The sequence below is a fragment of the Paenibacillus sp. MDMC362 genome (genome assembly GCF_003269305.1).
GTDB lineage: Bacteria > Bacillota > Bacilli > Paenibacillales > Paenibacillaceae > Paenibacillus_AQ.
Window position 1 is genome coordinate 56,840 of record NZ_QLYT01000014.1, and the last position, 26,063, is coordinate 82,902.

Consider the following 26,063-nt stretch of genomic DNA (forward strand, 5'->3'; position numbering starts at 1 on the left):
TCATCATTTCAAACGGAATGATGGGAGCCTTTTTTCGGATTCACTACAAGTTTATAACCAACCCCGCGAATGGAGTCAATGTGTACAGATTCAGGATCAAGCTCGAGCTTCTTGCGCAGAGAACTCACATGAACGTCCACGGTTCGCTGACCTCCGATATAATCGAAGCCCCAAACCACGTTCATCAGATCATCCCTCGTTAACACAACGCCCGGTTTTTTGGCCAGGTAGAGCAGCACCTCAAATTCTTTCGGGCGGAGATTAATGCTCTGACCGCCAAGTCGGACCTCATATTTCTCAGGATAGATTTCCAATTCTCCAAGTGAAATGACGTTTCCCTGGTGGTCCGTCGTCTTTACTTCATCGGCGTGACCGGAAACCCTGCGCATGACGGCTGATACACGGGCCAGCAGCTCAGATACGCCAAATGGCTTGGTAATATAGTCATCCGCCCCCATCTTCAGACCTTGAACAACTTCCTCTTCGGCGTTCTTCGCCGTCAGAATAATGATCGGCGTGGTAATTCCGTTACTTCGAAGCTTCTCTAAAATCTGAAAGCCGTTCATGCCAGGCAGCATGACATCCAGCAGGATCAGATCATAATCATGATTCGACGCTTTCTCGTAACCTGCGGTACCGTGTTCCTCTACCTCGACTTGAAAACCTTCCTGCGTCAGATTGTAGGACAACAGCCGCGAAAGTGTCGGCTCATCTTCAATAACAAGCATGCGTTGCGTCAATGTTACCCCCGCCCTTATCTTGATAATTGGACTACTTATGCAAGTATATCAACAGAATGTTAACGGAGTGTTAACTTCCTGTATCGTCCGTTTCCTGTAGGATCGGAAGCTCAATGATGAAGGAGCTGCCGATTCCCAGCTCGCTCTCCACCTTGATGGTTCCGTGATGAAGATCCACCAGATGCTTCACGATCGACAGTCCAAGCCCCGTTCCGCCTGATCCGCGCGAACGCGCCTTATCCACCCGATAGAAACGTTCAAATATACGTGGGAGATCTTTCTTCGGAATGCCTATCCCGGAATCCTTAACAATGAACTCCACAATATCCTCGGCGTTCCTGTTACTATGCTTTTCACGAGCCGTTAATTTTACTCGTCCGCCTTCTTGTGTGTAATTGATTGCATTCGAGAGCAGATTCATAAAAATCTGGCGGAGTTTGTCCTCGTCCCCCTCCATAAACAGCTCTTCCGGAATATCGAGCTCCAGGCTGATCCGCTTCTTCTCCGCGACCGTGCGCATCATTTCGGATATCGTATCAAAGAAGGCCGACAGATGAATCGGCGAGTAATCCATCTGAATCCGCTTGGACTCGATCTTGGACAGCTCTAGAATGTCACCGATCAGCCGGTTTAGCCGTTCGGATTCGTCATAGATAATCTGGAGGAAGGAGCGCGATGTCTTCTCATCGGTCACCCCGCCGCCAAGCAGCGTTTCGGCAAACCCTTTCACCGCAGCAAGCGGAGTCTTCAGCTCGTGAGATACGTTGGCTACGAATTCGCTCCGCATGCGTTCAAGTCTGCGGATATCACTTACATCCTGCAGCAGGAACAGCATCCCCCGATAAGACTCCTGCTCTTCCTCCTGCATCATCGCAACCCCATCCAGGCGGATGATCGATTCCACTGGATAATAAATGTTGCGCTCCTCATGGAAGTCCTCCTTGCTCTCAAGGCCTTCCTCCATCAGTTTGGTCAATTCATAATGCTGCTTAAGTTCACGGTACGATTTGCCTGTTATCACTTCGGCATTTATGCCGAGCATTCTCTCGGCAGCCCGGTTCACAAGAATGATCTGGCCTGCCCCGCTCACCATGACAATACCGCCTGTCATATTGTTTAGAACGCTTTGCAGCAAATCTTCATTATCCCGTATCGTCCGCAGCTGGGTTTGCAGGCTGTCGGCCATTCCGTTAATGGCTTGCGCCAATTGACCGATCTCGTCTTTACGGTGAATCTTTACCCTCGCATCATATTCAAGGCGCGATATCCGTCTGGCTACGCGCGTGATTTTCTCTAGGGGCGAGGTCAAACCCTTGGCGACGCGATAACTCACCAAGGCAGCAAGCAGGAACAGCACCAGCAGGCCGATTCCCATCACGGTCCAGCCTTGTTTGACTCCCTGGTCCACTTCCTTGAGACTGACGGACAATCGGACGAATCCGTCGAAATTCTCTCCGGCCTTGACCGGAAGAGCGACGTACAGCATGTCCTGCCCAAGCGTATCGCTCCGACGAATGGTACTCCCGCGCCCCGCTTTTACCGCTTGAAGCATCTCTTCACGATAAGCATGGTTATCCATGGTTAACGGATCACTCTCCGAATCCCCGATAACCCTCCCATCCTTCAATATAAACGTCACTCTTGCATCAGACAGTTCTTCAAGCTGCAAGGATCTATCGGTGTAATACGAAAGAGCATCCGCGCTGTTCGTATCCGGAAACTCCATCATGGTTTGCAGAAGCCGAATCTCCCGGACCATATTGTCCTCCAGCAGCTGAATATGGGACTGCTTGAATACCGTCACCATAGCCAGTCCTGCCGCGAGCATAGATAATCCAATTAAAGTAAGCATAATCAGAGTCAAACGATTGCGATACTGCCTCATGGTCTCTCCTTTTTCTGCCGCGTGATCATTTTGGATAACTTACCGCCCGTGTGCGTCTTCGGTGGAATAACGCATGAATGATGGTTGCCGCCGGCTGCTGGAACATAATGCCCAGCACCACCGGGATGGAAGCCTGGGGTGAGAAATACGTTGTAGCCAACACCATCCCGAGTGATATATTACGCATTCCGGATGCGTATGTAAATGTAATTTGCATTTCCCGTGTCGGTCCAAGCATCGCATAGGAGCCAAAGTAGCCAAGCAAATAGCAGATCACAATCAGCGTAACGACAACCGGAATGACCACCAGCATCTCCTCCTTCATGCCTGCTGCATGGGGAGCGATGGCTGCCGCGTTCAGCATCACCACGAGCATAAAAAACAGCTTCGATACGGGCTGGGCTACAGGAGCCGACCAATCCTTGATCCGTCCTTTGGATCCCTCATACAGCATCACCCCGATCAGAGTAGGCAATACCACCATGGTCAGCAAATCGAGAATCAGCTCAGACGCATTCCATGTAACCAGTGCATCCCCGATAAACATATCCATCAGAGCCGGTACGACTATGGGACTGAGTATGGTATCCAGCACAACTACCGCCAGGATGAACGGAACGCTGCCGCCGGAGCTTCCGACCCACATCACCGAGGATATTCCCAGCGGAATGATCGCGAACAGCAGCAAGCCAATCGTATAATCCGAGTGCGCACCAAACACGGCCGAGCCCAATCCATAGGCAAGCACCGGAGCGGCCGCATGGGCAAGAAAGAGCGTTAATATAACGGCAAAGGGGCGTTTCAGAACCCCTTGCAGATGACGGATCCCGCAGCCAAGTGCCATCACCAGTGTAATATAACCGAATAGATAAGGAATCCAGTGAACAAAGTCCACCAAAACATCCGAGAGCAGCCAGCCTAGCACCAGCGAGCCTGGAATCAAGAGAAAGGTGTACTTTTCAAACCAAGATGCAAAGGCTAGTCCAAAACTTCTCACCTGTTTCCTCCTATGACTGAATTGACGTATTTGACTTTCATCATAAACCGGAGTGTCCGAAAACCGCAACGAAAATTCGAAATAAGTACCCCATTCCCGTATTTAACAAAAAAACATCGACCGGCACATGATGGCCAATCGATGCTTCTTCGGATGCTCCGGATTAGGAGAACACCGGCTCTTTAAACATAGCCAGCTTCTCTGCCGAATCCTTGCTCACGTCGGCATGCAGGCTGTTTCCGTGCGAATCCATGGTGACGATCGCGGCAAAGCCGTCAACCTCCAAATGCCACATCGCTTCCGGAATGCCAAACTCCATGAAATCCACGCCGTTCACTTTTTTGATGCATCTCGCATAATACTGGGCGGCCCCGCCAATCGCATTCAGATAAACGCCGCCATGCTCCTGCAGGGCTTGAAGCGTCTTTGGACCCATGCCGCCCTTTCCGATAACCGCGCGAATGCCGAATTTTTTCAAAATATCCCCCTGGTAAGGTTCCTCTCGAATGCTCGTTGTCGGGCCTGCCGCCTTGACATGCCATCCCTCTTCATCCTGCATCATAACCGGACCGCAGTGATAAATGACGGACCCGTTCAGGTCGATAGGAGCATCGTGATCCATCAGATATTTATGAAGCGCATCCCGTCCGGTATGCATCTCGCCTCGGATCACCACCACATCCCCAACACGCAGGGAACGAATTTGCTCCTCGCTGATTGGCGTCTGCAGCACCACTTCGCGGCCCTTGGAATCACTTGGACCGGAGTCTTCGGCTTGGGAAACAGCCGTTTCGGAATTGGCGTTCATCTGCACCTGACTGCCTGCTTCATACAGCCATTCCGTGATCTCCCCCGTGTCCGGCTCAACCATTACGCCCTGACGGCGGAACGCCCAGCAGTTATAAGCAACCGATACAAAAAAGCTTGCCGGCAGACGGTTCATCGCACCGATTTTGCAGCCGAGCAGCGTGACTTCTCCGCCAAAGCCCATCGTGCCGATCCCGAGTTTATTTGCATTTTCCAATATGTAATCTTCGAGCTTCGCCAAATCTTCATTCGGGTTCACATCTTCGACATGACGGAACAGCTGATGCTTCGCAAGCTCATAACCAGTCGTCCGGTCGCCGCCGATGCCTACGCCGATAAATCCGGCGCTGCAGCCTTGGCCTTGAGCTTGGTACACGGCATGCATAATGCATTTGCGGATCCCGTCCAAATCACGGCCCGCTTTCCCGAGCCCTTCAAGCTCTGCAGGAAGACTGTACTGAATGTTTTTGTTCTCGCAGCCGCCCCCTTTCAGGATGAGACGGACGTCCACCTTATCCTGCTCCCATTGCTCGAAATGGATGACGGGCGTACCAGGGCCGAGATTATCCCCGCTGTTAGCGCCAGTCAACGAATCCACCGAGTTTGGACGCAGCTTGCCTTCCTTCGTGGCGCGAATCACCGCAGAGTAAATCGCCTTCTTCATCTCGATTTGGTTCGCACCCACAGGCGTATGTACGATGAATGTTGGCATGCCGGTATCCTGGCAGATCGGCGATACTTCCTGCTCGGCCATCTCAATATTTTGAGCGATCGTTGCCAGTGCCAGCCCCGCTCGCGTTGCCGCATCCTCAGACGCTCGGCCGCGGTTGACTGCTCTTCGTACATCCCCGGGCAAATTCGTGGAGGTTTCTACAATCAGTCGATACATACTCTCTTCAAATACTTTCATAACGTTGGTAAACTCCTCTCTTTCATAACCCAGACATGATAGCAAAATAAGAATCATTATAAACTGCCAATATTGTTATCATATCATATCATTTCGCACATGAAAGGGTTTACTTCAAAAAATGAAAGAGTAGAGAAAATGTGTTGATTTTCCCCGTCGCATCAACCATGCCAATCTATGAATCTCGCATATATTGGTTAAGGAAAGGAGGTGATTGCTATGATGAAAGCCTCAATCTCCCAAGTGGTCTTTCCAAGGCTTACCCTGTTTAGAAATGAGTTTTTCAGAGGACGCCGATTTGTGGTTCGCGGAAACGTCGGGATCCGGAATCTCGAGAGAACTTTCGGTGACATTGAAAGCTTGAGATTCTTCTCGACAAGCTCCAACGCCACCCTGGTCCTGTTCTCGGAGACGAATTTTAGGGGCGCCTTCAGGGTATTCCGAGGCAACACTAACCTCGCCGATCTTGATGATATTATTCGCGGCGAAGAACCGGAATCCATTATCAGCTCCAACCGTCGTTTGACGCGCGCTCAGATCAGAGCGATCCGGGAAACCGGCGTGCTTCCTTCCGGTTTCAGAAGCATCTGATTCGCCTAAGCCAAGCCCCATAACCCCTCCTCTCACCCATGATAAAATAGCGGACATCCGGGCCGAAGCCCCGGATGTCCGCTCTGTTTTCCATGGATTATGTTGTAACGAACGGTTGTTAGCGAATGAAACGTCTTAGCCGTTAATGACTTCGCCGCCATTCACGTGAATGACTTGTCCACTCACATAGGAAGAGTCCGTTGAGGCCAGATATACATAGGCTGGGGCCAGCTCTTCCGGTTGACCCGGACGTTTCATCGGCTGGGTCGCCCCAAACTCGGCCACCTGATCCGGTGGGAATGTTGAAGGAATCAGCGGCGTCCAGATCGGTCCCGGGGCAACGGCATTTACCCGGATCCCTTGACCGACCACATTCATTGATAACGAGCGTGTAAAGGCAACGATGGCCCCCTTCGTCGATGCATAATCCAGCAGCTGCGGGCTTCCCCGGTAAGCCGTGATGGAGGTCGTATTAATAATGGAGCTGCCCTTGGACAGATGCGGCATCGCCGCCTGCGTCAGATAGAACATGCCGAATATATTCGTACGGAAGGTCCGCTCCAATTGTTCTTTGGTAATATCCTCAATCTTCTTCTGCGGATGCTGTTCGGCTGCGTTGTTAACGAGAATATCGAGTTTTCCGAGCTTCTCCACGGTTTCGGTAACCGCATCGCGGCAAAAAGCATCATCGCCGACGTCACCGGCGATCAGCAAACATTTTCGGCCTTCCTGCTCCACCTGTCGTTTGGTCTCTTCCGCATCCTTATGCTCATTCAGGTACACAATGGATACGTCCGCGCCTTCCTTGGCGTAGTAGACCGCAACCGCACGGCCGATCCCGCTGTCGCCTCCGGTAATCAGCGCTACCTTTCCTTTTAGCTTACCGGCTGCTTTGTATTCGTTACTCTCAAACTCCGGCTTCGGGTGCATCTCAGACTCGGTTCCGGGTCTGTGATCCTGATGCTGGGGCGGCAAGGTTTGTTTCGGTTGATCTTGTGGCATATGAACATTTCTCCTTTCAGGTCAGTATCTCAAACTACCTCTCATAGGATGCGTTCGACGCGGCTTCTTATTCTCATAAAAAGCCCTTCGCTATTGTTTTTACCCAGATTGTACGAGATCAAACGAAAGTAAAGCTCTTTTTGCCCAACAAAAAAGTCCCAAAAACGAGGCCTTGCTCCGAGGACCGTTCAGATCCTTGGCAAGCCCCCGGTCACTTAACAATTCTAAATGTCAAAAAAAAAGCCGCCCGATAAACGGAACGACTTCTCTTTCGTATGTAGCTATTCTTAGATGATATGGTTGAATACCATGAAGAAGATCATAACCAAGAGCAGCAAGGCAAGAAGTGCGCTAAGCGTACCCAGCTTGCTTGTTTCTTCCTTCACTTCACGCTTCTCGCGGATCCCTGCAAGCGCATTCTTCAATGGCTTGCTCATGATGCCTCCAATAGCAAACATCGCCAGCAGCAATACCGTTACAATGATCATCCAAGGTACCGAATACTCGCCTTGGGACATCATGTATCCGCCAGTCAACAACTGAATAACCAAGCCGTACTGAGCAAAACGGTTCGCTACTCGAATCGTATTAACGGCTCCTTCTTGAGCGCCGAGGGACAGCTTCTGAATACCGCCAACAACAAACGGCAGAATCAAGTAAAATCCTAGAGCCGCCGTACCGACCATATGCAGAAAAAATGTCACGTTCCACATAAATAATTCCTCCAAAGTCGTTAGTGTGATTTTTATTACATTAAGTTCATCGTCTCTTATTATACTGGAGAGATCATCCAAAGAAAAGCAATCCCGCCCCGAATCACGGGACGGGATTGCATTATTAGACGATTTTGTGAATCCTGATTCAATTACAGGGTCACGACCGAGGTTACGTTACGTACGGATTCCGCAGACTTATCGAGCGCCGCTTTCTCTTCGGCCGTCAGCTCAAGCTCGAAAATTCGCTCAATACCGTCTCCGCCCAGAATGGCCGGTACGCCCATGAACAGATTGTCATAACCGTACTCGCCCTCCAGCAGAGCAATAACCGGAATGATCCGTTTTTTGTCCTTCAGAATCGCTTCGGTCATTTGTACGAGGGAAGCAGCCGGCGCATAGTATGCGCTGCCGTTACCCAGCAGGTTCACGATTTCGCCGCCGCCAACCCGGGTACGCTGCACAATCGCTTCAATGCGCTCAGCCGGAATCAGCGTGTCGATCGGAATGCCCCCCACGCTGGAGTAGCGAACGAGCGGAACCATGTCGTCGCCATGACCGCCAAGTACGAATCCGCGGACATCCTCAACGGATACGTTCAGCTCTTGCGCGATGAAGGTGCAATAGCGGGCCGTATCCAGCACGCCGGATTGGCCGATAACGCGGTTCTTGGGAAATCCGAGCGTGTTGTATGCCACATAGGTCATGGCATCCACTGGGTTGCTCAGAATGATGACCGTGGCGTTCGGTGCGTGACTCTTCACATTCTCGCATACGGATTTCACGATCCCTGCGTTGGTATTAACGAGATCATCGCGGCTCATGCCCGGCTTGCGGGCTACACCTGCTGTAATGATTACGATATCGGAATTAGCTGCATCCTCATAGTTGGATGTACCGACTATGTTGCTGTCAAATCCTTGAACGGGACTTGCTTCGAGCATATCCAGCGCTTTACCTTTTGTCGGGTTCTCGAGCTGTGGGATATCCAGCAGCACCACATCACCCAATTCTTTTTGAGCAAGCATCAGGGCGGTAGTCGCACCTGTGAAGCCAGCACCTACTACCGTAATCTTTTTACGAGTAATTGCCACGATGAATCTCCTCCTTACAGGTTTTTAATGATTTCGTCTGCGAACTCGGAGCATTTCACTTCCGTAGCGCCTTCCATCAGGCGGGCGAAGTCATACGTTACGGTTTTGTTGTTGATGGACGTTTCCATGCCTTTGTAGATCAGGTCAGCCGCTTCCTGCCATCCGAGATGCTCAAGCAGCATGACGCCGGAGAGGATAACGGAACCAGGGTTTACTACGTCTTTGTCTGCATATTTCGGAGCCGTACCGTGAGTCGCTTCGAAAATTGCATGTCCTGTTACATAGTTGATGTTAGCGCCCGGAGCGATACCGATACCGCCAACTTGTGCAGCCAGCGCGTCAGACAGGTAGTCCCCGTTCAGGTTCAACGTCGCAATGACATCAAAGTCGGTTGGACGAGTCAGAACTTGCTGCAGCGCGATGTCGGCAATCGCATCTTTAACGATGATTTTGCCAGCTTCTTCAGCCGCTTTTTGAGCCGCATTAGCTGCATCTACGCCGTCTTTGTCCTTGATGATATCGTATTGAGCCCAAGTGAACACTTTATCGCCGAATTCAGCTTCAGCCACTTCGTAGCCCCAGTTTTTGAAGGCTCCTTCTGTAAATTTCATGATGTTGCCTTTGTGAACCAGTGTCACGGATTTGCGGCCATGCTTGATCGCATACTCAACCGCTGCACGTACAAGACGCTTGGAACCTTCGGAGGATACAGGCTTAATCCCGATACCGGACGTTTCAGGGAAGCGGATTTTGTTCGCGCCCATTTCGTCTTGAAGGAACTTGATCATTTTCTTCACTTCTTCGGAGCCTTCTTTATACTCAATACCTGCGTAGATGTCTTCCGTATTCTCACGGAAAATAACCATGTCAACCAGCTCAGGGCGTTTTACCGGAGACGGTACGCCGTTGAAGTAACGAACAGGACGCAGGCAAGTGTACAGGTCCAGCTCTTGGCGAAGGGCAACGTTCAGGGAACGGATACCGCCGCCGATTGGCGTTGTAAGTGGTCCTTTGATAGCAACGATGTACTCGCGAATCGCTTCAAGCGTATCGTTCGGGAGCCATTCACCGTATGTATTGTATGCCTTCTCACCGGCAAATACTTCATACCAAGCAATTTTCTTGGAACCGTTATATGCTTTTTCTACTGCTGCATCCAGGACGCGCTTGGAAGCTTTCCAGATGTCGCGGCCTGTGCCGTCGCCTTCAATAAAAGGAATGACAGGGTTGTTAGGCACCTGCAGGGTTCCGTTATCAATCGTGATTTTCTCGCCTTCAGTTGGTAATGCGAATTTTTCCAATTTCATGAGTATGAGTTCCTCCTTCGAATATGGTTCTTGTCTCTGCCATTTCCAAAATACTTGCGTGAATAGGCACAGAGAAACCAGCCACCCGCGATTCACTCACGTTTGAGCGGTTCTCTAGCCTATTGTACATGATTGCCAGCCACTTAGCGAAGTTCTATCGGCACATATTTTTGGTCAGTCATTCCTGTATACTCTGCGCGAGGGCGGATGATACGGTTGCCTTCATACTGCTCAAGAATATGCGCGGTCCATCCGGATACACGGCTGATCGCAAAAATCGGCGTAAAAAGTTCATGCTCGATGCCGAGCTGCGTATAGACCGATGCGGAATAGAAATCAACGTTCGGCTTCAGTCCTTTTTGGTTGGTAACCGTTTCGTCGATCAGCACCGACATGTCGTACAGCGTGGTGTCGCCTTTCATTTCACCAAGCTCGCGCGACATTTTTTGGAGATGCTTCGCGCGCGGATCGCCGTTTTTGTATACGCGGTGTCCAAAGCCCATGATTTTTTCACGGTTGTCCAGCTTCTCCTGAATGTATGCCTGGGCCCGCTCAATCGAACCGACTTCGTTCAGCATCTTCATGACGGCTTCATTCGCGCCGCCGTGCAGAGGACCTTTAAGCGCGCCAATAGCGGAAGTAACGCCGGAATATATGTCGGACAGCGTAGCTACGGTTACACGAGCAGCAAACGTGGATGCGTTAAGCTCGTGATCCGCGTGCAATACCAGTGCCTGGTCCAGAGCCTTGATTGAAGTCTGATCAGGATCTTCGCCTCTGAGCATATACAGGAAATTCTCCGCGATGGAGACGCCGGCTTTCGGAGCCACCGGCTCTTTACCCTGACGAACACGGGCGATGGCAGCAATGATCGTTGGAAGCTGAGCTTGAAGTTTAACCGCTTTCTTCTCATTCGCTTCACGGCTCATATCGTCGCCTTCGGCGTCATACAGAGCAAGCGCGGATACAGCCGAGCGAAGCGCAGCCATCGTATTGGTATCCTTCGGATACAATTTGATCTGCTGGATAAGCTCATCCGGAATGGCAGCATAGTCGCTCAAATCTTGTTGAAGGGCCTTAAGCTCTTCGGCATTCGGAAGCTTTCCGAACCAGAGCAGATAGGCTACCTCTTCAAAACTTGCATGTTCTGCGAGATCGTCAATATCATATCCACGGTAAGTCAGAACGCCATCGACGATCGAACTAATCGCGGAGGTGGTAGCTACAATGCCTTCCAAACCCTTGGTAGCTGTCATGCAACATCTCTCCTTTATGATCGGGATAAACTGAACTATTTTGACATTCATGAAAACATTTTCATGAAGTCGGATAAAAAAGAAAAACGCGAAAAAAATTGCTATGGTCCTAGTCGCAAACCTTCTCATATCATACTGGATTTTGTCTGATATGTGAACATGAGCAGCGATATTCGCCGCATCAAATTGTTTTATCGACACCATAAACATTTTTTTGAAATCACTTACAATTCCATTATACCTGTGATAATTCTCATTGTCGAATCATGAAGACAAGCGTTTTCCAACTCTTTATCCTTATATTGAATCTCCCTGCATACGTATAGGAATGAGCGTTTCTGCTCGTCCCTGAAGTTGCTGCAAAGGAGTGTGATTGTTTGGAACGATTGATGCTCAAGCGTTTTGGCCGGGGAGTGTGGGTGCTGTCTTCCATCTTCGTGATTGCCTATTTGATATATGTACTGCTGCCGCTGCTTTATCCCTTCCTTCTGGCCTGGATCATCGCTTATGCCATGAATCCTTGCGTCCGCCTGCTTCAGCGGAGTTTGAGACTGCCGCGGTGGCTTGCTGTCATGTTGTCCCTACTGCTGTATTTCGGAGCGGCCCTGCTGATTCTCACGGCGGCTGTCACGAGACTGGTCAAGGAGCTGATTATCCTGTCCCAGTCCTTCAATCTTCATATTGATGCCTGGATGGAATGGCTGACCGCCTGGACCCAGAATGACAGCTTCCAGAATATCATCAATGAGATTAGCCGATTCTATCAGAACAACCCGAATTATCACGATACCATCAATCAGAATATTACGCGCACGACGCAAACCATCGGCACGGCCGTGACCGACCTCGTTACCGGTATTTTTAACGGAATCCTGCAAATTATTTATTACCTGCCCAACTTGGGCACGATTCTCATTGTTGTTTTACTGTCCACGTTCTTTCTCAGCAACAGCTGGGAGCGCCATAATCGCGGGCTTATCCGCATCCTGCCCGACGTTATTCGCAAACCCCTGATCTATATTTTCACGGATCTAAAAAAAGCGTTGTTCGGATTCGCAAGGGCCCAGCTGATTCTGATCTCCATCACGGCCCTGATCGTTATGATCACGCTTCATGCGCTCGGGGTCGATTCCGCCTTCTCCATCGGTCTTCTGATCGGCTTGGTGGATCTTCTCCCCTACTTGGGCGTCGGCATCGTCCTGATCCCCTGGTCGCTGTATGCCTTTATGTCGGGCGACCTGACGCTTGGCATCGGACTCACCGTCCTGTACAGCATCATCCTGATCGTCAGACAGATCATGGAGCCCAAGGTGCTCGCCAGCAGTGTGGGACTGGATCCGCTCGCCGCCCTGCTGGGCATGTTCGTCGGTCTCAAGCTGTTCGGCATTCTGGGACTGATTATAGGTCCAGTGTCGCTTGTCATCCTGGATGCTTTTCACCGGGCCCACGTATTCAAGGACCTAAGGAATTATATTATCGGGGGCAGGTTCAGATAGCAGCCAGACGAAGTTTGACTCGTCATAGAGGCATAGTGATTTGATACCATAGGATTGATAGGGTACTTCAAATAATGGCGATTCCTTATATTTCCTCGTGCTCCATAAATAAATAGACCGGCCCATGATGGGCCGGTCTTATGGGTGATCCTGTTTGTATTATCTGCGAAAGATCGTAATCTTGCCGTTTTTCATATTTTTCTTCATCCATTTCAGCAGCAATATCCGATACAGCGGGCGAGTCAGCGGAAATATCAGCGTAAATCCGATCATGTCAGTTACAAAGCCCGGCAGAATAAGTAGCACTCCACCCGCAAATATACATAGGCCATCGGCCATGGAAGCACCCGGAACCATGCCTGAGTTCATTCTCTGCTTGGCATCTTCCATCGCTTTGCGACCTTCGAACCTCATCATGGCCACACCAACCGCGGAGGTCAGCAGTGTCAATAGCAATGTATTCATCCCGCCCACGCGATCCGCAACAAACTGGAAGCCGAATATTTCAATAGCAGGCACGAAGATCATCGCTGCCAGCAACCATTTGAACATGAAGCTACTCCTTCCTCCCCCAAAGGGTGTCCCTCAATGCATCATACAGCTTTGGCGCGCATTTATCCAGTCGGGCCGGCTTCCACTCTCTATTCAGCCATACATGACGGGTCGCGCCGGCCGTTAACAAGGCACCGGGAAGCTCGGATTCAGGAGACAGATCCATCGTCCCCAGATCTGCCTGCTCCTGTTCGCTCAGCAATCGGACCTCATATTCATAGTGTATTCGAAGCGGGGAGAAAGCAGTCATTCTGGTAAATACCGTTACAAGATCATCATACCGCGCAGGCTGGCGGTACTTAATATCAAGATCAACCACGGGGAGGAGGACACCTTCTTCCTCCATTCCGCGATACGTAAATCCCATTTCACGGATCATTTGGGTACGCCCGATCTCGAACCAGTTTAAATAGTTGGCATGGTATACGACACCCATTTGATCGCTTTCCTGGTAACGCACCCGAAATGACGTCCAGAACCAGCGGCTTAGTGTCGGTACGGATGGTTTAGGCATCAACATCACCCCTTATCTATGCAAAAAGCAATGGTCGACAGAATTATCGTCCATTGCTTGTATGCTGCTATATTCAGAATCCAACGGATTCTTGACGGTTGTATTACTTCTCCTGTGGAATTTGATCCACTTTCAGGAGGTTGGTCGAACCGGAACGGCCCAGCGGCACGCCTGCTGTAATCACAACAAGATCGCCTTCTTTCACGAGTCCGGACTTCACGCCGCCTTGCAGCGCGTAATCAAACATCTCGTCCGTAGAAGAAGCCTGTTCGCCTTTAACCGGCGTTACGCCCCAAGTCAGTGCCAATCGTCTCAATGTTCTGTCTTGAGTCGTAACGGCGACGATAGGAGCCTCTGGACGGTATTTGGATACCATGCGAGCCGTTTGACCGGATTCCGTTGACGAAATGATGGCTTTGGCATTCAGGTCAAGTGCCGAGATCGCAACGGATTGGCTGATTGCTTCGGTAACGCTGGTATCTTGAGCAATGCGCTGCTTCAAGAACATTTCACGGTAGTTCAGCGCGGATTCCGCTTTCTCCGCGATACGGGACATGGTCAATACAGATTCTACAGGGTATTTACCTGCAGCCGTTTCGCCGGACAGCATGATGGCATCGGTACCGTCAAAAATCGCATTGGCAACGTCACTGGCTTCCGCACGGGTAGGGCGTGGGTTGCGCTGCATGGAATCCAGCATTTGCGTAGCCGTAATGACCGGTTTGCCAGCCAGGTTACATTTTTCGATCATGCGTTTTTGAACCAATGGAACTTCCTCTGCCGGAATTTCTACGCCGAGGTCGCCACGGGCTACCATCAAGCCGTCGGATACTTCGAGGATTTCATCCAGGTTGTCCACGCCCTGCTGGTTCTCGATTTTGGAGATGATTTGGATGTGCTCGCCATGATGCTTCTTCAGCAATTCGCGAATTTCAAGCACGTCACTTGCTTTACGAACGAAGGAAGCGGCAATAAAATCGATGCCCTGTTCGATCCCGAAAATGATATCGTTGGCGTCTTTTTCCGTAATGCCTGGGAGAGAAATCGCGACTCCCGGTACGTTTACACCTTTTTTGCTCTTAATGGTTCCGCCATTGACGATGCGGCATCTGATTTCAGTGCCTTGAATCTCCACCACGGTCAGACCGATCAGACCGTCATCGATCAAGATCGTGGATCCGACTTGAACATCTTGCGGCAACTCTTTATAAGTAATGGACAAACGATTCTTATCACCAAGGATTTCCTCGGTAGTAAGGGTGATATATTCATCTTGTACAAGCTCAATCGGTTCCACTTCAAGTTTACCTGTACGGATTTCCGGTCCTTTGGTGTCAAGCAGGATCGCTACCGTTTTGTTCAACTCTTCGCAAGCTTGGCGGATGTTCTTGATCCGGTTGCCATGCTCCTCGAAGTCGCCGTGAGAGAAGTTCAGACGAGCCACGTTCATGCCGGCCATAATGAGCTTCTTGGTGTTTTCCAACGATTCACTGGAAGGACCGATGGTACATACAATTTTTGTTTTGCGCATTTGGGTTTCCTCCGTTTATTAAAGGGTTCTCTATATCTCTTTTTCCAACAACTAAATCTACTACAAAAAGTCTAATTTGTATAGGAACTTTGTCATATCGTCACATCCTGATCAGAACTTTTACGAAATCACGTCTTCCGGTTCCGCCTTCGCAAAATCGAATTCGCCAATCTTGCGGAATTTGCGGTACCGGTCTTCCTTCAGCTCGCAGGCATCCATAACGGATAGTTCTTTCAGCTGACTGATCAGTGCGCTTTGAATCGCGGCGGCCGTCTCTTCATAGTTTCGGTGCGCACCGCCCTTAGGCTCCGGTATAATTTCTTCAATGACTTCCATCTCGAGCAGGTCCTTTGCGGTGATCTTCATCGCTTCCGCAGCCTGATCCGCTTTGGATGCGTCCTTCCACAGAATGGATGCGGCGCCGTTCGGTGAAATGGCAGAGTAGATAGCATGCTCCAGCATCAGGACACGATTGCCTACAGCCATCGCAAGAGCACCGCCGCTTCCACCTTCGCCGATGACCACACAAACAATAGGCACCCCAAGGGACGACATTTCCCGTAGATTACGGGCAATCGCCTCGGACTGACCTCGTTCTTCTGCTGTATTACCCGGATATGCGCCTTTTGTATCAATAAACGTGATAATAGGACGCTTGAACTTGTTCGCCTGCTGCATAAGCCGCAGGGCTTTACGGAAGCCTTCCGGATGCGGACTTCCGAAGAAGCGCGCGATATTGTCCTTCGTATCCTTACCGCGCTGCTGACCGACCACCGTGACGGGAACACCGTCAAGCTTGGCCAAGCCGCCGACAATGGCAAGATCGTCCCCGTAGAGACGATCTCCATGCAGCTCGATAAAATCCGTAAAGATCAGCTGGATCAAATCAAGCGACGTCGGTCGCTGCTGATGACGGGCCAGATGCATTTTCTGGGAAGGCGAAATCGAAGAATAGATTTCTTCCTCCAAGCGACTATATCGTTCTTCCAGGCGGGCGATTTCATCCGTGAAATCGATCCCTTTTTCCTGTCCGAATTGTTTCAATTCATCGATCTTCTTGCGCATTTCGGCAAGTGGCATTTCAAAAGGCAATTCGCCTGACATCAGAATCCCCCTCTCACGGTATGCATCTCCAGCAGTTTACCAAGCATGGAGCGCATATCTTTCCGATGAATAACCATGTCAAGCTGACCATGCGCCAAGTTGAACTCCGCTGTCTGGAAATCATCCGGCAGCTTCTGGCGAATGGTCTGTTCAATAACGATACGGCCCGCAAAACCGAATACGGCTCCCGGCTCGGCAATATTGATATCGCCAAGCGTCGCAAAGCTGGCGGATACACCGCCGGTCGTCGGATCCGTGATCACTGAAATATAGAGCCCGCCGAGCTCGTTAAACCTGGACAGGGCTGCGCTTGTTTTGGCCATCTGCATCAAACTGAGAATGCTCTCCTGCATCCGGGCGCCGCCGGAGGTGGAGAAAATAATGAGCGGTAAACGCTTGTCCGTCGCAAACTCGATCGCTCGGGTGATTTTTTCCCCGACGACGGAGCCCATGCTTCCCGTGAAGAAATCAAAACTCATCACAGCTACCACAACAGGCTGACCGAGAATCGACCCTTGACCGGTAATAACCGCATCATGAAGACCGGATTTCATCTTCTGCTGCTCAAGCTTGGCCGCATATCCCGGAAAACTGAGCGGATCCACCGAGATCATATCCGCATCAAACTCTTCAAAGCCTGTCTCATCCAGCGTCATGGCAATGCGTTCTACCGCGTTCAGGCGCATATGATGCCCGCATTCCTGACACACCTTCAGATTCTTCTCAAGCTCTTTGCTGTATTGAATGGTGCCGCACTTAGCACACTTATTCATCAAACCTTCCGGAATTTCCCGTTTCGGGCGTTCGCCTTCCTGAGGCTGCCCTGCTGTCCCAAGTCGTTCCGATGGGATCGTTGCGTATTTCCTTTTTTTCTGAAACAAGTCTTTAAACACAACTACACCTCTCCAGCCGTAAATTTGAATGGCCGCCGCAATAGCACATCGCCGATCCGTACGCTAAGCTTCGCTATGTAACCCAGATGAAACTAGGGGTGCAATATCGAATTCAACACTTCCTGGACTTCCTCAAGCTCTCCGGAGGGTACCAAAATCTCAAACTGCTGTTTGGAAAGATTCACAGGACGGCTTTGAACCAAAAAACCTTCTTCCGTTAGCCTGGTCTTGATCATTTCCGCCACCTTTGCAGTTGGCGCAATATAGATTACCGTCCACATGCCTTTCAGATCCCCCTAATCTCGTCCCACAGGCATATCCTGAGCCGATATAATGGATAATGATAACATACTTCAGTTTTTACCTCAACAAAGAGAGCAGGGGGCTGAAAGCCAAATCTGTACCCTCAGGCAGCGATTCGACACCGCTCGCGCAAATCAGTCAGAACCCGCGGTATAATGCGCCGCATCAGGATTGTTATGCGCGATGCGCGAGGAAGCGGCAGCGGCGATGCCTGCAACGAGATCATCCAGAAACACATGGATCCCGTCCGACTTTTCATTTAATATCTCGATTACACCCATTTTTTCCTTGTCCAGGTAACCGAAACTGGTCAGTCCTATCATGCCATAAATGCTCGTGACGCCGAGCGCCATGGTCTCATCCACTCCGTAAAGCGGTTCGTCTTGCTCCATAATCGATTGCAGCGGCTCCGGCAGCAGCTTCTTCTCGGCCAGCTCATCCAGCGCAATGCCTGTATACAGCGTGTACTGCACTTCGCGCTTGCCGAGAACGGCCCGGACGCTTTCTTCACACTGCTCGATGGTTAACTTCGGATGATAACGCTGTTGAAGCTGCAACACAATATCCGCGATGGAGCTTACGCTGACTCCTCTGCGGCTGAGCATGCTTTCTGCCAAGTCCATTGACATCACAAATCCCCCCCGCGTCTTTGGCCGCGCTCTTTCAATCCTTCTCTATCACGAAAGAGCTATCTTCATACGAGTACTCGGCCAACATTACCTGTAGTGTCCTAATTGTATGCGGGAGGGATGCGAAACGTTCTTAAATTTTCAAGTTACTTCACTTTAACGGTGTCCTTGCCCAGCATGCTCTCCATTTCGGCAAAAAGCTCTGTGGAAGGCTTGATTCGATAGGCATCGCTAAGCGCAAGCACCTTCTGGCTTCGCTCATAAAACAGCACCGTTGGCACATGTCCCGGATGCTGCTGAAGAAGCTCTTTCAGCTTCACCAGCAGCTCCGATTGCTCCGCATCGGCCGTTATTTTCACAAACACACGCTGCTCAACCTTATGATTCGATACGACGGTACGAGATTCCTTCTCGGGCGATAGGCTGCCACCCGACGCTTCGTTTCGGATAGAGATCGAATCCTGTCCACACCGGGCGGCAAGCGACTCCGGAGTCGGGACTGCCGATGGATTACCGGCCGAAACCGGCTGGATGCCGGCAACACCCGATTTACCACTACGGCCGTTACTCTCTCCGCCTGATCTTCCTCTGCCGCCCGCTGTTCCCCGAACCTTGCTCCGGTGAACCAGTTGACTCAAGGTTTGCGGCTCAAGCGGCGCGATTTCTTCGGCCAGCAGCTTGAAGCCTTCGTCCTGCAGCTGGACCTTCGCCCGGATTGCAAGCAGCGCGCCTTTTTCAATCAGATGCGCGCTTCGCTTCCACACTTCAGGAAAGAGAACGACCTCGCAGCGCTCAATTTGATCCTCGCACTCCATGAAGGCCATCGCCTTTCCCTGTTTCGTCGTAATGGTCTTCAGTGTAACCACCATCCCGGCAACCGTAGCCATCGACTCATCTTCCGCTTCATGGAGATCCATTAACCGATCAGCTCCGGACTCTGTCAACGTATCTTCGAAGCCGTCCAGCGGATGGCCGGACAAATACATGCCCAGCAGCTCGCGTTCGAATTCGAGCTGCTGACTTGCGGTATACGGCGGGATGTCCGGATATTCGATGTCCCAATTCGTGGTTTCCACGAAGTCGAAAAGCTGAATCTGGAGATCATCCCGTTCCTTTCTCCACTTCACGGCCGCTTCGACCGTTTCGTCCAGCATGGCAACCAGCTGGGAACGGTGTCCCTGCAAGGAATCGAAAGCCCCTGCCTGGATAAGCGACTCGATCACGCGCTTGTTGCATACACGGAGGTCTACCCGGCGGCAAAAATCGAGCAGGCTTTCAAACGGCTTTTCACGCCGAATCTCGACGATATTTTCCACCGCCTGCGTGCCTACGTTCTTGATCGCGGCTAGCCCGAATCGGATTCCGCCTCCGGCGGGACGTTGGACTTCATCATCATCGCCCTGGGCAGCAGAACCGCTCATGACCGGCGTAAAATACGTTCCGCTTTCGTTGACGTCCGGCGGCATGACCTCGATGTCGAGACGCCGTGCCTCCAGCACGTATTCGGCTACCTTCCGGTGGCTGCCCATAACGGCTGTCAGCATGGAAGCCATGAACGGAACCGGATAGTGCGCCTTAAGATAAGCCGTCTGGAAGGCCAGCACGCCGTATGCGGCAGCATGCGCGCGGGGGAATCCGTAGTTCGCAAACCGGACGATCATATCGTACACGCGGTTGGCCTCATCCTCGCTATAGCCCAGCTTCAGGCTTCCTGAAACGAAGTGGCTGCGCTCGCGGTCCAGCACTTCGCGTTTCTTCTTCGACACCGCTCTGCGCAGCAGATCCGCTTCCCCGAGCGAGAAGCCGGCCATCGTCGAAGCGATCTGCATGATCTGCTCCTGATAGACGATAATGCCGTACGTATCGCCTAATATCGGGATCAGGTCCGAATGGGGATACTCCGGCTCAATCCGGCCGTGTTTGGCTTGAATGAACTTCGGAATAAACTCCATGGGACCCGGACGGTACAAGGCATTCACGGATACGATATCCTCAAACACCGAAGGTTTCAGATCCTTCAGCACCCGCCGGATGCCCGCGGATTCGAGCTGAAATACGCCCGTGGTATCGCCGCGACCCAGCATCTCATACGTCAGATGATCGTCATCCGGCACTTGTTCGAAATCGAGTGTTCTGCCAGTCAATTCCTGAATCCATCTCAGGGTGCGCTCTATGATGGACAGCGTCCGCAGACCCAAAAAATCCATCTTAAGCAGGCCCACGCTCTCCAGATTTTCCATGGAGTACTGCGTCAGCGCCGTCTTCTCACTGCCTTCCTGCAGCGGAACCGCATCCGTCAGCGGATCGCGGGAAATGACAATGCCTGCTGCATGCGTCGAAGCATGACGGGGCATGCCCTCAACCTTCATCGCCATATCGATCAGCTCGCGCACCTTCGGCTTCGTCTCGTACTGCTCCTTCAGCTGCGGGCTTTGCTCCATCGCTCCCGCGATGCTGATGCCCAGATGGTTAGGGATCAGCTTGGCCGCCTTGTCCACATCCCCGAACGGCACATTCAGCGCACGTCCAACATCACGGACGGCCGCCCTTGCCGCCATCGTACCGAACGTAATAATCTGGGCGACATGCTCTTTCCCGTATTTATCCACCACGTAATCAATAACCTCTTCCCGGCGCTCGTCACTGAAGTCGATATCAATATCCGGCATCGTAATCCGCTCCGGATTCAGGAAGCGTTCAAACAACAATTTATATTTCATCGGGTCCACATTCGTAATTTGAAGGGTATAGGCCACCAGACTGCCCGCCGATGAACCCCGGCCCGGTCCAACCGCGATGCCTTTCCGGTGGGCGTAGGCGATAAAGTCCCATACGATCAGGAAATAATCGCTGAACCCCATGTTCTCGATGACCCCGAGCTCATAGTTCAGTCGCTGCTCCAGATCGCTCCGTTGCGCCTCATCCTGCCACCGCTCCGTATTCCCGTAACGTTCTTGCAGACCGTTCAAGCAGAGCTCCCGCAGGTATTCGGCTGCATTCTTCCCTTCCGGGAGCGAGCTGTATTCCGGCAATATCGACCTGCCGAATTCCAGCTCCAGGTTGCATTGGTCCGCAATCTTAGCCGTATTCAATATAGCTTCAGGCACATGGGGGTACAATCGCTCCATGTCGCTGCCGCTCTTCAAATAGAGCTGATTCGTCTGGATCTGCAGCCTGTCTTCATCTTCGACCGTCTTTCCCGTGCCGATGCAGATCAGGACGTCCTGAACCTCGGCATCGCTCTCGGTCAGATAATGCACATCGTTGGTCGCTACCAGCGGAATGCCGGTCTCGCGGCTTAACTGAATCAGCTGGGGATTCACGCGCTTCTGCTCCGGAATTCCGTGATCCTGCAGCTCCAGATAGTAGTCTTCTCCAAAAATCGCCTGATAACGAAGCGCGGCAGCTTTCGCTTCCGCTTCGCGTCCATGAAGCAGATGCTGGGGAACCTCGCCGCCCAAGCAAGCGCTGAGACATATGATGCCTTCATGATGGGCGGCCAGCGCCTCCATATCGATTCGGGGTCTGTAATGGTACCCCTCCAAATGCCCGATCGAGCACAGCTTCATCAAATTGCGATAGCCGGTCTCATTCTTGGCAAGCAGAATCAAATGATAGATCGGCTGATCCTTGCGGCTTCCCCGCTCCTTGCGGGAGCCTGCCGTGATATAGGCCTCGCAGCCGATAATCGGTTTGATGCCTTGCGCCAGGCAGGCTTTATAGAACGGAATGGCACCATACATCACGCCATGATCCGTCAGGGCCAGCGATTTCATGCCAAGCGCCGCCGCTTCCCGCACCAGGTCACCGATACGTGCCGCTCCATCGAGCAAACTGTATTCACTATGCACGTGCAAATGCACGAAAGAGCTCATCGTAACGCCTTCCTTTCGCCGGTACATGTATATTTGAAATCCATCCAGAAATATCTGAAAAAGTCTTTATACCATTTTATCATAATCCCGCTAGGCCCGCCCATAGAATGAAACTAGGGAGTACGTGGACAGGCGTTTGCCATAACATCCACCGAGAGTAGAAAGGAGACATGAGGGCATGAGCGTTTTTTTATCCAAAGCGATCCTGGACTTTTTTATAGCCTTCGGCATCGTGCTGGGGGGAGCCATGGTGGGAGGCGTGGGCGCCGTGCTGTCCCTGCAGCCCCCGACCCTGACTATGGTTGAAGTGGCCGACCGGATTAAGATATGGGCGCTTGCGGCCGCGATCGGGGGCACCATAGATCCGATGCGGGTCATTGAAAGCAACGTGCTTGACGGGAATTTATCCCCTGCCATCAAACAGGTTTTATATCTGGGTTTTGCATTTCTTGGAGCACATATGGGCAGCGAGCTGGTCAAATGGGTGTGCTTCAGCCGGAGCTGAATGATGCGCGTACCTCCAGCCCACCGCTTCCGCCCCTTCTATCAGATCGCATCCATCTTCGTGCTGGGAATGGTTGTCGGCAGCATCGTCTACAATTCGGTTTATCATGCAGCCTACAATAAATTATGGTTAACGAATCAGGAGCAGCAGCTCAAAATAACGCAATACGAAGAAGATATCGAGTCGTTAAAAAAATACAATAAACAATCCACGGTCATCAAAGAAATCAAGATCCGCAGCGAACAAAACGACAGGGTTCCGCTGGATCCCGTCATCATCAAAGAGCTCGTCAGGCTTATGAGCGAAGATCTGGCTGCCCTTCGCGGCCGCAACGTGTTTGATATCGACGCAGACAGCAAGCTGACGCGCTCACTCCTCAGCGACAAAATTTATACGGTCCGCGAGAAAGATTACAAGGTCCAAATCAAGACCATGCTCGTCATGGAAGGCGTGCTGCAAATCTGGGTTAGCGTTGATCATGTGGATGCAAAGTCAACCGGATCATGATACAATACATACTATTGTAAATGATCGAATCTAACATGTTATTAGAGGTTGTTCAAAAAGTCATCTTGTGATCACGAAGCAGCGTATAAACACATCCCTTAGCCACATTGCGAGCATGTTACCGAATATGAAGGAGCCTTCCATTCCATGATAACCGTTATCCACTATATCCTGTACATTATCCTCGTCCTGTCCGTCGTAGCTGCCGCGCTCTATAGCATTCGCGCACGCCGAGTAACGGATCCCGCGGACCGCGGCATCTATATGTCCATGATGAACCTCTGTATGGGCATTATGCTGGTTTCCCTTTCGCTGGTCTGCATGTTTCTGTTCAGCGGCTCGACGCCGGCTGTCATTGTTGAAGCCGTGTTCTTGGTGCTTGGCGCATTTAATATATTTGCCGGCATAAGAAGCCGCACCTATTACAGCAGACTGAAGAATTCGCGGACGGCCAGCTAAGTTAAATTGAACGGAACAGGGGCATCCCGCAAGGTCCATGAAGACCTGCGGGATGCCCCTTTATTTTGTCCGGAGGTTAACTTTAGCCGTGATCGATCGCCTGCATCGTCATGACCGCTTTTGCAATCAGGTTTGTCTGATGCTGGATCTCGATCTCCATCTTGCAGGTACGGCGGCTGATCTCCAGCAATTTTGGCATAATGACGATCGGATCCTCGATCTGCACGGGCCGGATAAAATACGTCGACAGATGGTCCAGCACATGATCCCAGCCGCTAATATCCTTGGCCGCTTTAACCGCAGCTTGGCTCATGACGGTCGTGAGCACCCCTTGCGAAATCGTTCCAAGTTCGGAAGCCATTTGGGGCGTGATAAAACCGTGAAAGAACAAACGCCCTTCCTCATCCCGATCCTCTGCAATCCCATTCCAGATCAGCTGATCAAACGTCTCGCCAAGCTGAGGCTGGTTTCGCGCATCCCGCAGTGCTCCTAACACTTCTTTACGGGTGACCGTTGCAAGCAGCTTGCGGTTTCGATCCACAATCGGAAGAAAATCGATCCCCTCCCACATCATGATCTGCGCCGCAGATGCGAGCGACGTTTTCATGCTTGCCGTTACCGGGTTGCGGGTCATCGCTTTCTCGATCGGCTGCGTTTCGGCGAGCCCTTCCACATCCCGAACCCCGACGATGCCGATGACCCGGTTCCATTCGTCTGTTACCGGATACCGGATTTGCCCGGTCGCCTGTGAAATCCGTTTAAATTCCTGAACGGTGACAGAGTTTTTCAGCTGGTGATTCTTCGGCTTATCATGAGCGATATCCTCCACCAGCATAATTTTCTTCTTGATTAAGCGGTCAAAAATGGCGCGGTTAATCATGGAGGCGACGGTAAACGTGTCATGCCTAGACGATATAATGGGCAGATGCAACTGATCTGCCAGCTGTTTCACTTCCCGGCTGGTTCCGAAACCGCCCGTAATCAACACGCCCGCCCCCTGCTCAAGTGCCAGGGAATGGGCATCTTCACGGTTACCGACAATCATGAGGCTTCCGGCATCGATATATCGAATCATCGCCTCCACCTTCATGGCGCCAATCACGTACTTATGCAGGCTTTTATTAAGCCCTTCCGCACCGCCAAGCACATGCCCTTCCACAATTTCAACGACATCGGCAAACGTAAGCTGCTCGGATATGTTACGCGGCTTCCGTTCCACACGAACCGTGCCGATCCGTTCCTTCGTGACCACGATGCCCAGGCTTTCCGCTTCCTTTACCGCCCGATAAGCGGTTCCCTCGCTGACGCCCATCTCTTTCGCTAACCGCCGCACCGAGATTTTGCTTCCAACCTTCAAACTTTCAATATGCTGAACCAACTGCTCGTGTTTGGTAATCGTATCATCTCGAACGTCCAACTGTTACACCCCCAGAACACTATCTGTACCATACTGTATCTATTATATCACGTCCTAAGAAGCTCCCATACCCGTGAGATACAAAAAAACCTCCCCTGAAGGATAACGGTTGGGGCGATCCAACCGCATCCCTTTAAGGGAGGTTTTTGTTCATCACAGCTCTCGCTGCGATCCAACGCTTAATTGGCTTCTTGGCTCTTCTGCTCCTCAGGCCATTTCAATTCCCACTGACGCAATTTCTCCTTGCGGATCTCATCGAGCGCTTTCTGTTTCGCTTCATCTACACCGATAAGGTAATAGAGATGCGAACCGATCACAAGCAGGGCAAAGCCTGCCCAGACTGCACCGAACAGCGAAACCCACGAGAACCCGCCAGAGAAAGAAATGCTGGGAAGGGCGTATATCAACATGCCGAGTGCAACCAATAAATAAGCGGTGTGTTTAAACTTGTTCTTCTTTTTTTTCATTGTAAACGCAGCTCCTCTACTCTCTGAAATCTATATTTCTACTCTATGAGGAGCTTGCGCAATTTATGAGACAAGTTTTTAAAAATGTAACGAATTTTTGTTGAAGTTATCGGTCCGCAGCCTTATAAAAGGAAAACGTCTAGGGTTGGGCCGGACCATACAGATGCTGAAGACTATCCGATATAATCTTGTTCACATCTTCGATGATGACACTCAGACGGCGCTCGGCGTCGAACAAACGACGGATGTTCAGGTTCAGGCTCAGCACCTCAAACTGCTTCTCCATCTTCTCCATTTCGTCCTGTGCCGGCATATCGCCTGACATCATGCGCTGTTGAAGCTCCATCTGGCGCTGTCGGAAGTCATCCAGCATGCGTCTGCTCTCCGGATCTGCATCCACGAGTTTCATAGCAGAGGTAATTTCCTCTACCTCCTTGCTTTCCTTCATCGCTTTTGCCAAATCATGTGCCTTGTCATAAATGTTCATTCGTAATTCCTCCAATATATTC

Annotated in this window: 25 protein-coding genes; 5 read left to right on the forward strand and 20 right to left on the reverse strand. The window is 51.3% G+C overall.

The window, feature by feature from the left end; genetic code table 11:
* Positions 1–8: 8 nt before the first annotated feature.
* The 4 genes from DP091_RS05995 to DP091_RS06010 all read right to left on the reverse strand — a co-directional run bounded on the left by DP091_RS05995 (position 9) and on the right by DP091_RS06010 (position 5,339).
* Positions 9–740, reverse strand: a complete 732-nt coding sequence (locus DP091_RS05995) for a response regulator transcription factor (RefSeq protein ID WP_113057487.1) — start codon at positions 738–740, stop codon at positions 9–11.
* A gap of 70 nt (positions 741–810) precedes the next feature.
* Positions 811–2,625, reverse strand: coding sequence for a two-component system histidine kinase PnpS (pnpS, locus tag DP091_RS06000; RefSeq protein ID WP_113057488.1), 1,815 nt, complete (start codon positions 2,623–2,625; stop codon positions 811–813).
* Between the two features lie 25 nt (positions 2,626–2,650).
* The gene (locus DP091_RS06005) at positions 2,651–3,622 is read right to left on the reverse strand and encodes a bile acid:sodium symporter family protein (protein WP_113057489.1); all 972 of its coding nucleotides are present in this window, start codon (positions 3,620–3,622) and stop codon (positions 2,651–2,653) included.
* Positions 3,623–3,785: 163 nt separating this feature from the next.
* Entirely contained in the window at positions 3,786–5,339 is a 1,554-nt protein-coding gene (locus DP091_RS06010) for a fumarate hydratase (protein ID WP_113057490.1), read from the reverse strand.
* Between the two features lie 219 nt (positions 5,340–5,558).
* Here DP091_RS06010 and DP091_RS06015 point away from each other — a divergent pair, with 219 nt between their 5' ends.
* Positions 5,559–5,930, forward strand: a complete 372-nt coding sequence (locus DP091_RS06015; protein WP_373456894.1) for a hypothetical protein — start codon at positions 5,559–5,561, stop codon at positions 5,928–5,930.
* A 135-nt stretch (positions 5,931–6,065) separates the two neighbouring features.
* On the opposite strand, the gene DP091_RS06020 is transcribed toward DP091_RS06015, so the two are convergent.
* The 5 genes from DP091_RS06020 to citZ form a co-directional block, all read right to left on the reverse strand.
* Entirely contained in the window at positions 6,066–6,932 is an 867-nt protein-coding gene (locus DP091_RS06020; protein ID WP_113057491.1) for an SDR family oxidoreductase, read from the reverse strand.
* A gap of 287 nt (positions 6,933–7,219) precedes the next feature.
* Positions 7,220–7,645, reverse strand: a complete 426-nt coding sequence (locus DP091_RS06025; RefSeq protein ID WP_009595065.1) for a hypothetical protein — start codon at positions 7,643–7,645, stop codon at positions 7,220–7,222.
* 152 nt (positions 7,646–7,797) lie between these two features.
* Positions 7,798–8,739, reverse strand: a complete 942-nt coding sequence (gene mdh, locus DP091_RS06030; protein WP_113057492.1) for a malate dehydrogenase — start codon at positions 8,737–8,739, stop codon at positions 7,798–7,800.
* Between the two features lie 14 nt (positions 8,740–8,753).
* Positions 8,754–10,046, reverse strand: coding sequence for an NADP-dependent isocitrate dehydrogenase (gene icd / locus DP091_RS06035; RefSeq protein WP_100538798.1), 1,293 nt, complete (start codon positions 10,044–10,046; stop codon positions 8,754–8,756).
* Between the two features lie 143 nt (positions 10,047–10,189).
* Positions 10,190–11,302, reverse strand: coding sequence for a citrate synthase (gene citZ, locus DP091_RS06040; protein WP_113057493.1), 1,113 nt, complete (start codon positions 11,300–11,302; stop codon positions 10,190–10,192).
* A 377-nt stretch (positions 11,303–11,679) separates the two neighbouring features.
* Here citZ and ytvI point away from each other — a divergent pair, with 377 nt between their 5' ends.
* The gene (gene ytvI, locus DP091_RS06045) at positions 11,680–12,798 is read left to right on the forward strand and encodes a sporulation integral membrane protein YtvI (protein WP_113057494.1); all 1,119 of its coding nucleotides are present in this window, start codon (positions 11,680–11,682) and stop codon (positions 12,796–12,798) included.
* Between the two features lie 159 nt (positions 12,799–12,957).
* Here ytvI and DP091_RS06050 read toward each other — a convergent pair whose 3' ends face one another.
* The 8 genes from DP091_RS06050 to DP091_RS06085 all read right to left on the reverse strand — a co-directional run bounded on the left by DP091_RS06050 (position 12,958) and on the right by DP091_RS06085 (position 22,199).
* Positions 12,958–13,350: an FxsA family protein gene (locus DP091_RS06050; protein ID WP_071218067.1), complete on the reverse strand. Its 393-nt coding sequence runs from the start codon at positions 13,348–13,350 to the stop codon at positions 12,958–12,960.
* 4 nt (positions 13,351–13,354) lie between these two features.
* Positions 13,355–13,864: an acyl-CoA thioesterase gene (locus DP091_RS06055; protein ID WP_113057495.1), complete on the reverse strand. Its 510-nt coding sequence runs from the start codon at positions 13,862–13,864 to the stop codon at positions 13,355–13,357.
* Positions 13,865–13,967: 103 nt separating this feature from the next.
* Positions 13,968–15,395 (reverse strand): pyruvate kinase, encoded by a 1,428-nt coding sequence (gene pyk / locus DP091_RS06060; protein WP_113057496.1) that lies wholly within the window; start codon positions 15,393–15,395, stop codon positions 13,968–13,970.
* Between the two features lie 120 nt (positions 15,396–15,515).
* Positions 15,516–16,499, reverse strand: a complete 984-nt coding sequence (locus DP091_RS06065; RefSeq protein WP_113057497.1) for an acetyl-CoA carboxylase carboxyltransferase subunit alpha — start codon at positions 16,497–16,499, stop codon at positions 15,516–15,518.
* On the reverse strand, positions 16,499–17,392 hold the full coding sequence (gene accD / locus DP091_RS06070) for an acetyl-CoA carboxylase, carboxyltransferase subunit beta (RefSeq protein WP_113057498.1): 894 nt from the start codon (positions 17,390–17,392) through the stop codon (positions 16,499–16,501). Before accD ends, DP091_RS06065 begins: the two co-directional genes overlap by 1 nt.
* 92 nt (positions 17,393–17,484) lie before the next feature.
* Entirely contained in the window at positions 17,485–17,673 is a 189-nt protein-coding gene (locus DP091_RS06075; RefSeq protein ID WP_006212044.1) for a hypothetical protein, read from the reverse strand.
* A gap of 156 nt (positions 17,674–17,829) precedes the next feature.
* On the reverse strand, positions 17,830–18,324 hold the full coding sequence (locus DP091_RS06080; protein WP_113057499.1) for a phosphatidylglycerophosphatase A family protein: 495 nt from the start codon (positions 18,322–18,324) through the stop codon (positions 17,830–17,832).
* Between the two features lie 146 nt (positions 18,325–18,470).
* Entirely contained in the window at positions 18,471–22,199 is a 3,729-nt protein-coding gene (locus tag DP091_RS06085; RefSeq protein ID WP_113057500.1) for a DNA polymerase III subunit alpha, read from the reverse strand.
* 178 nt (positions 22,200–22,377) lie between these two features.
* On the opposite strand from DP091_RS06085, the gene DP091_RS06090 reads away from it, so the two are divergent.
* From DP091_RS06090 to DP091_RS06100, 3 genes are all read left to right on the forward strand, one after another.
* Positions 22,378–22,704 (forward strand): YtrH family sporulation protein, encoded by a 327-nt coding sequence (locus DP091_RS06090; protein ID WP_071218060.1) that lies wholly within the window; start codon positions 22,378–22,380, stop codon positions 22,702–22,704.
* A gap of 3 nt (positions 22,705–22,707) precedes the next feature.
* Positions 22,708–23,211, forward strand: coding sequence for a sporulation membrane protein YtrI (locus DP091_RS06095; protein ID WP_113057501.1), 504 nt, complete (start codon positions 22,708–22,710; stop codon positions 23,209–23,211).
* Between the two features lie 147 nt (positions 23,212–23,358).
* Positions 23,359–23,670, forward strand: a complete 312-nt coding sequence (locus DP091_RS06100; RefSeq protein WP_113057502.1) for a YtpI family protein — start codon at positions 23,359–23,361, stop codon at positions 23,668–23,670.
* 82 nt (positions 23,671–23,752) lie between these two features.
* Here the strand turns inward: DP091_RS06100 and DP091_RS06105 are convergent, their stop codons facing one another.
* The 3 genes from DP091_RS06105 to DP091_RS06115 form a co-directional block, all read right to left on the reverse strand.
* Complete coding sequence (locus tag DP091_RS06105) at positions 23,753–25,087, reverse strand: DRTGG domain-containing protein (protein ID WP_071218057.1); 1,335 nt, start codon at positions 25,085–25,087, stop codon at positions 23,753–23,755.
* A gap of 179 nt (positions 25,088–25,266) precedes the next feature.
* A complete protein-coding gene (locus tag DP091_RS06110) occupies positions 25,267–25,554 on the reverse strand; it encodes a hypothetical protein (RefSeq protein WP_076324342.1) in 288 nt (95 codons plus the stop codon).
* 139 nt (positions 25,555–25,693) lie between these two features.
* Entirely contained in the window at positions 25,694–26,041 is a 348-nt protein-coding gene (locus tag DP091_RS06115) for a YlbF/YmcA family competence regulator (protein ID WP_071218055.1), read from the reverse strand.
* Between the last annotated feature and the right edge of the window lie 22 nt (positions 26,042–26,063).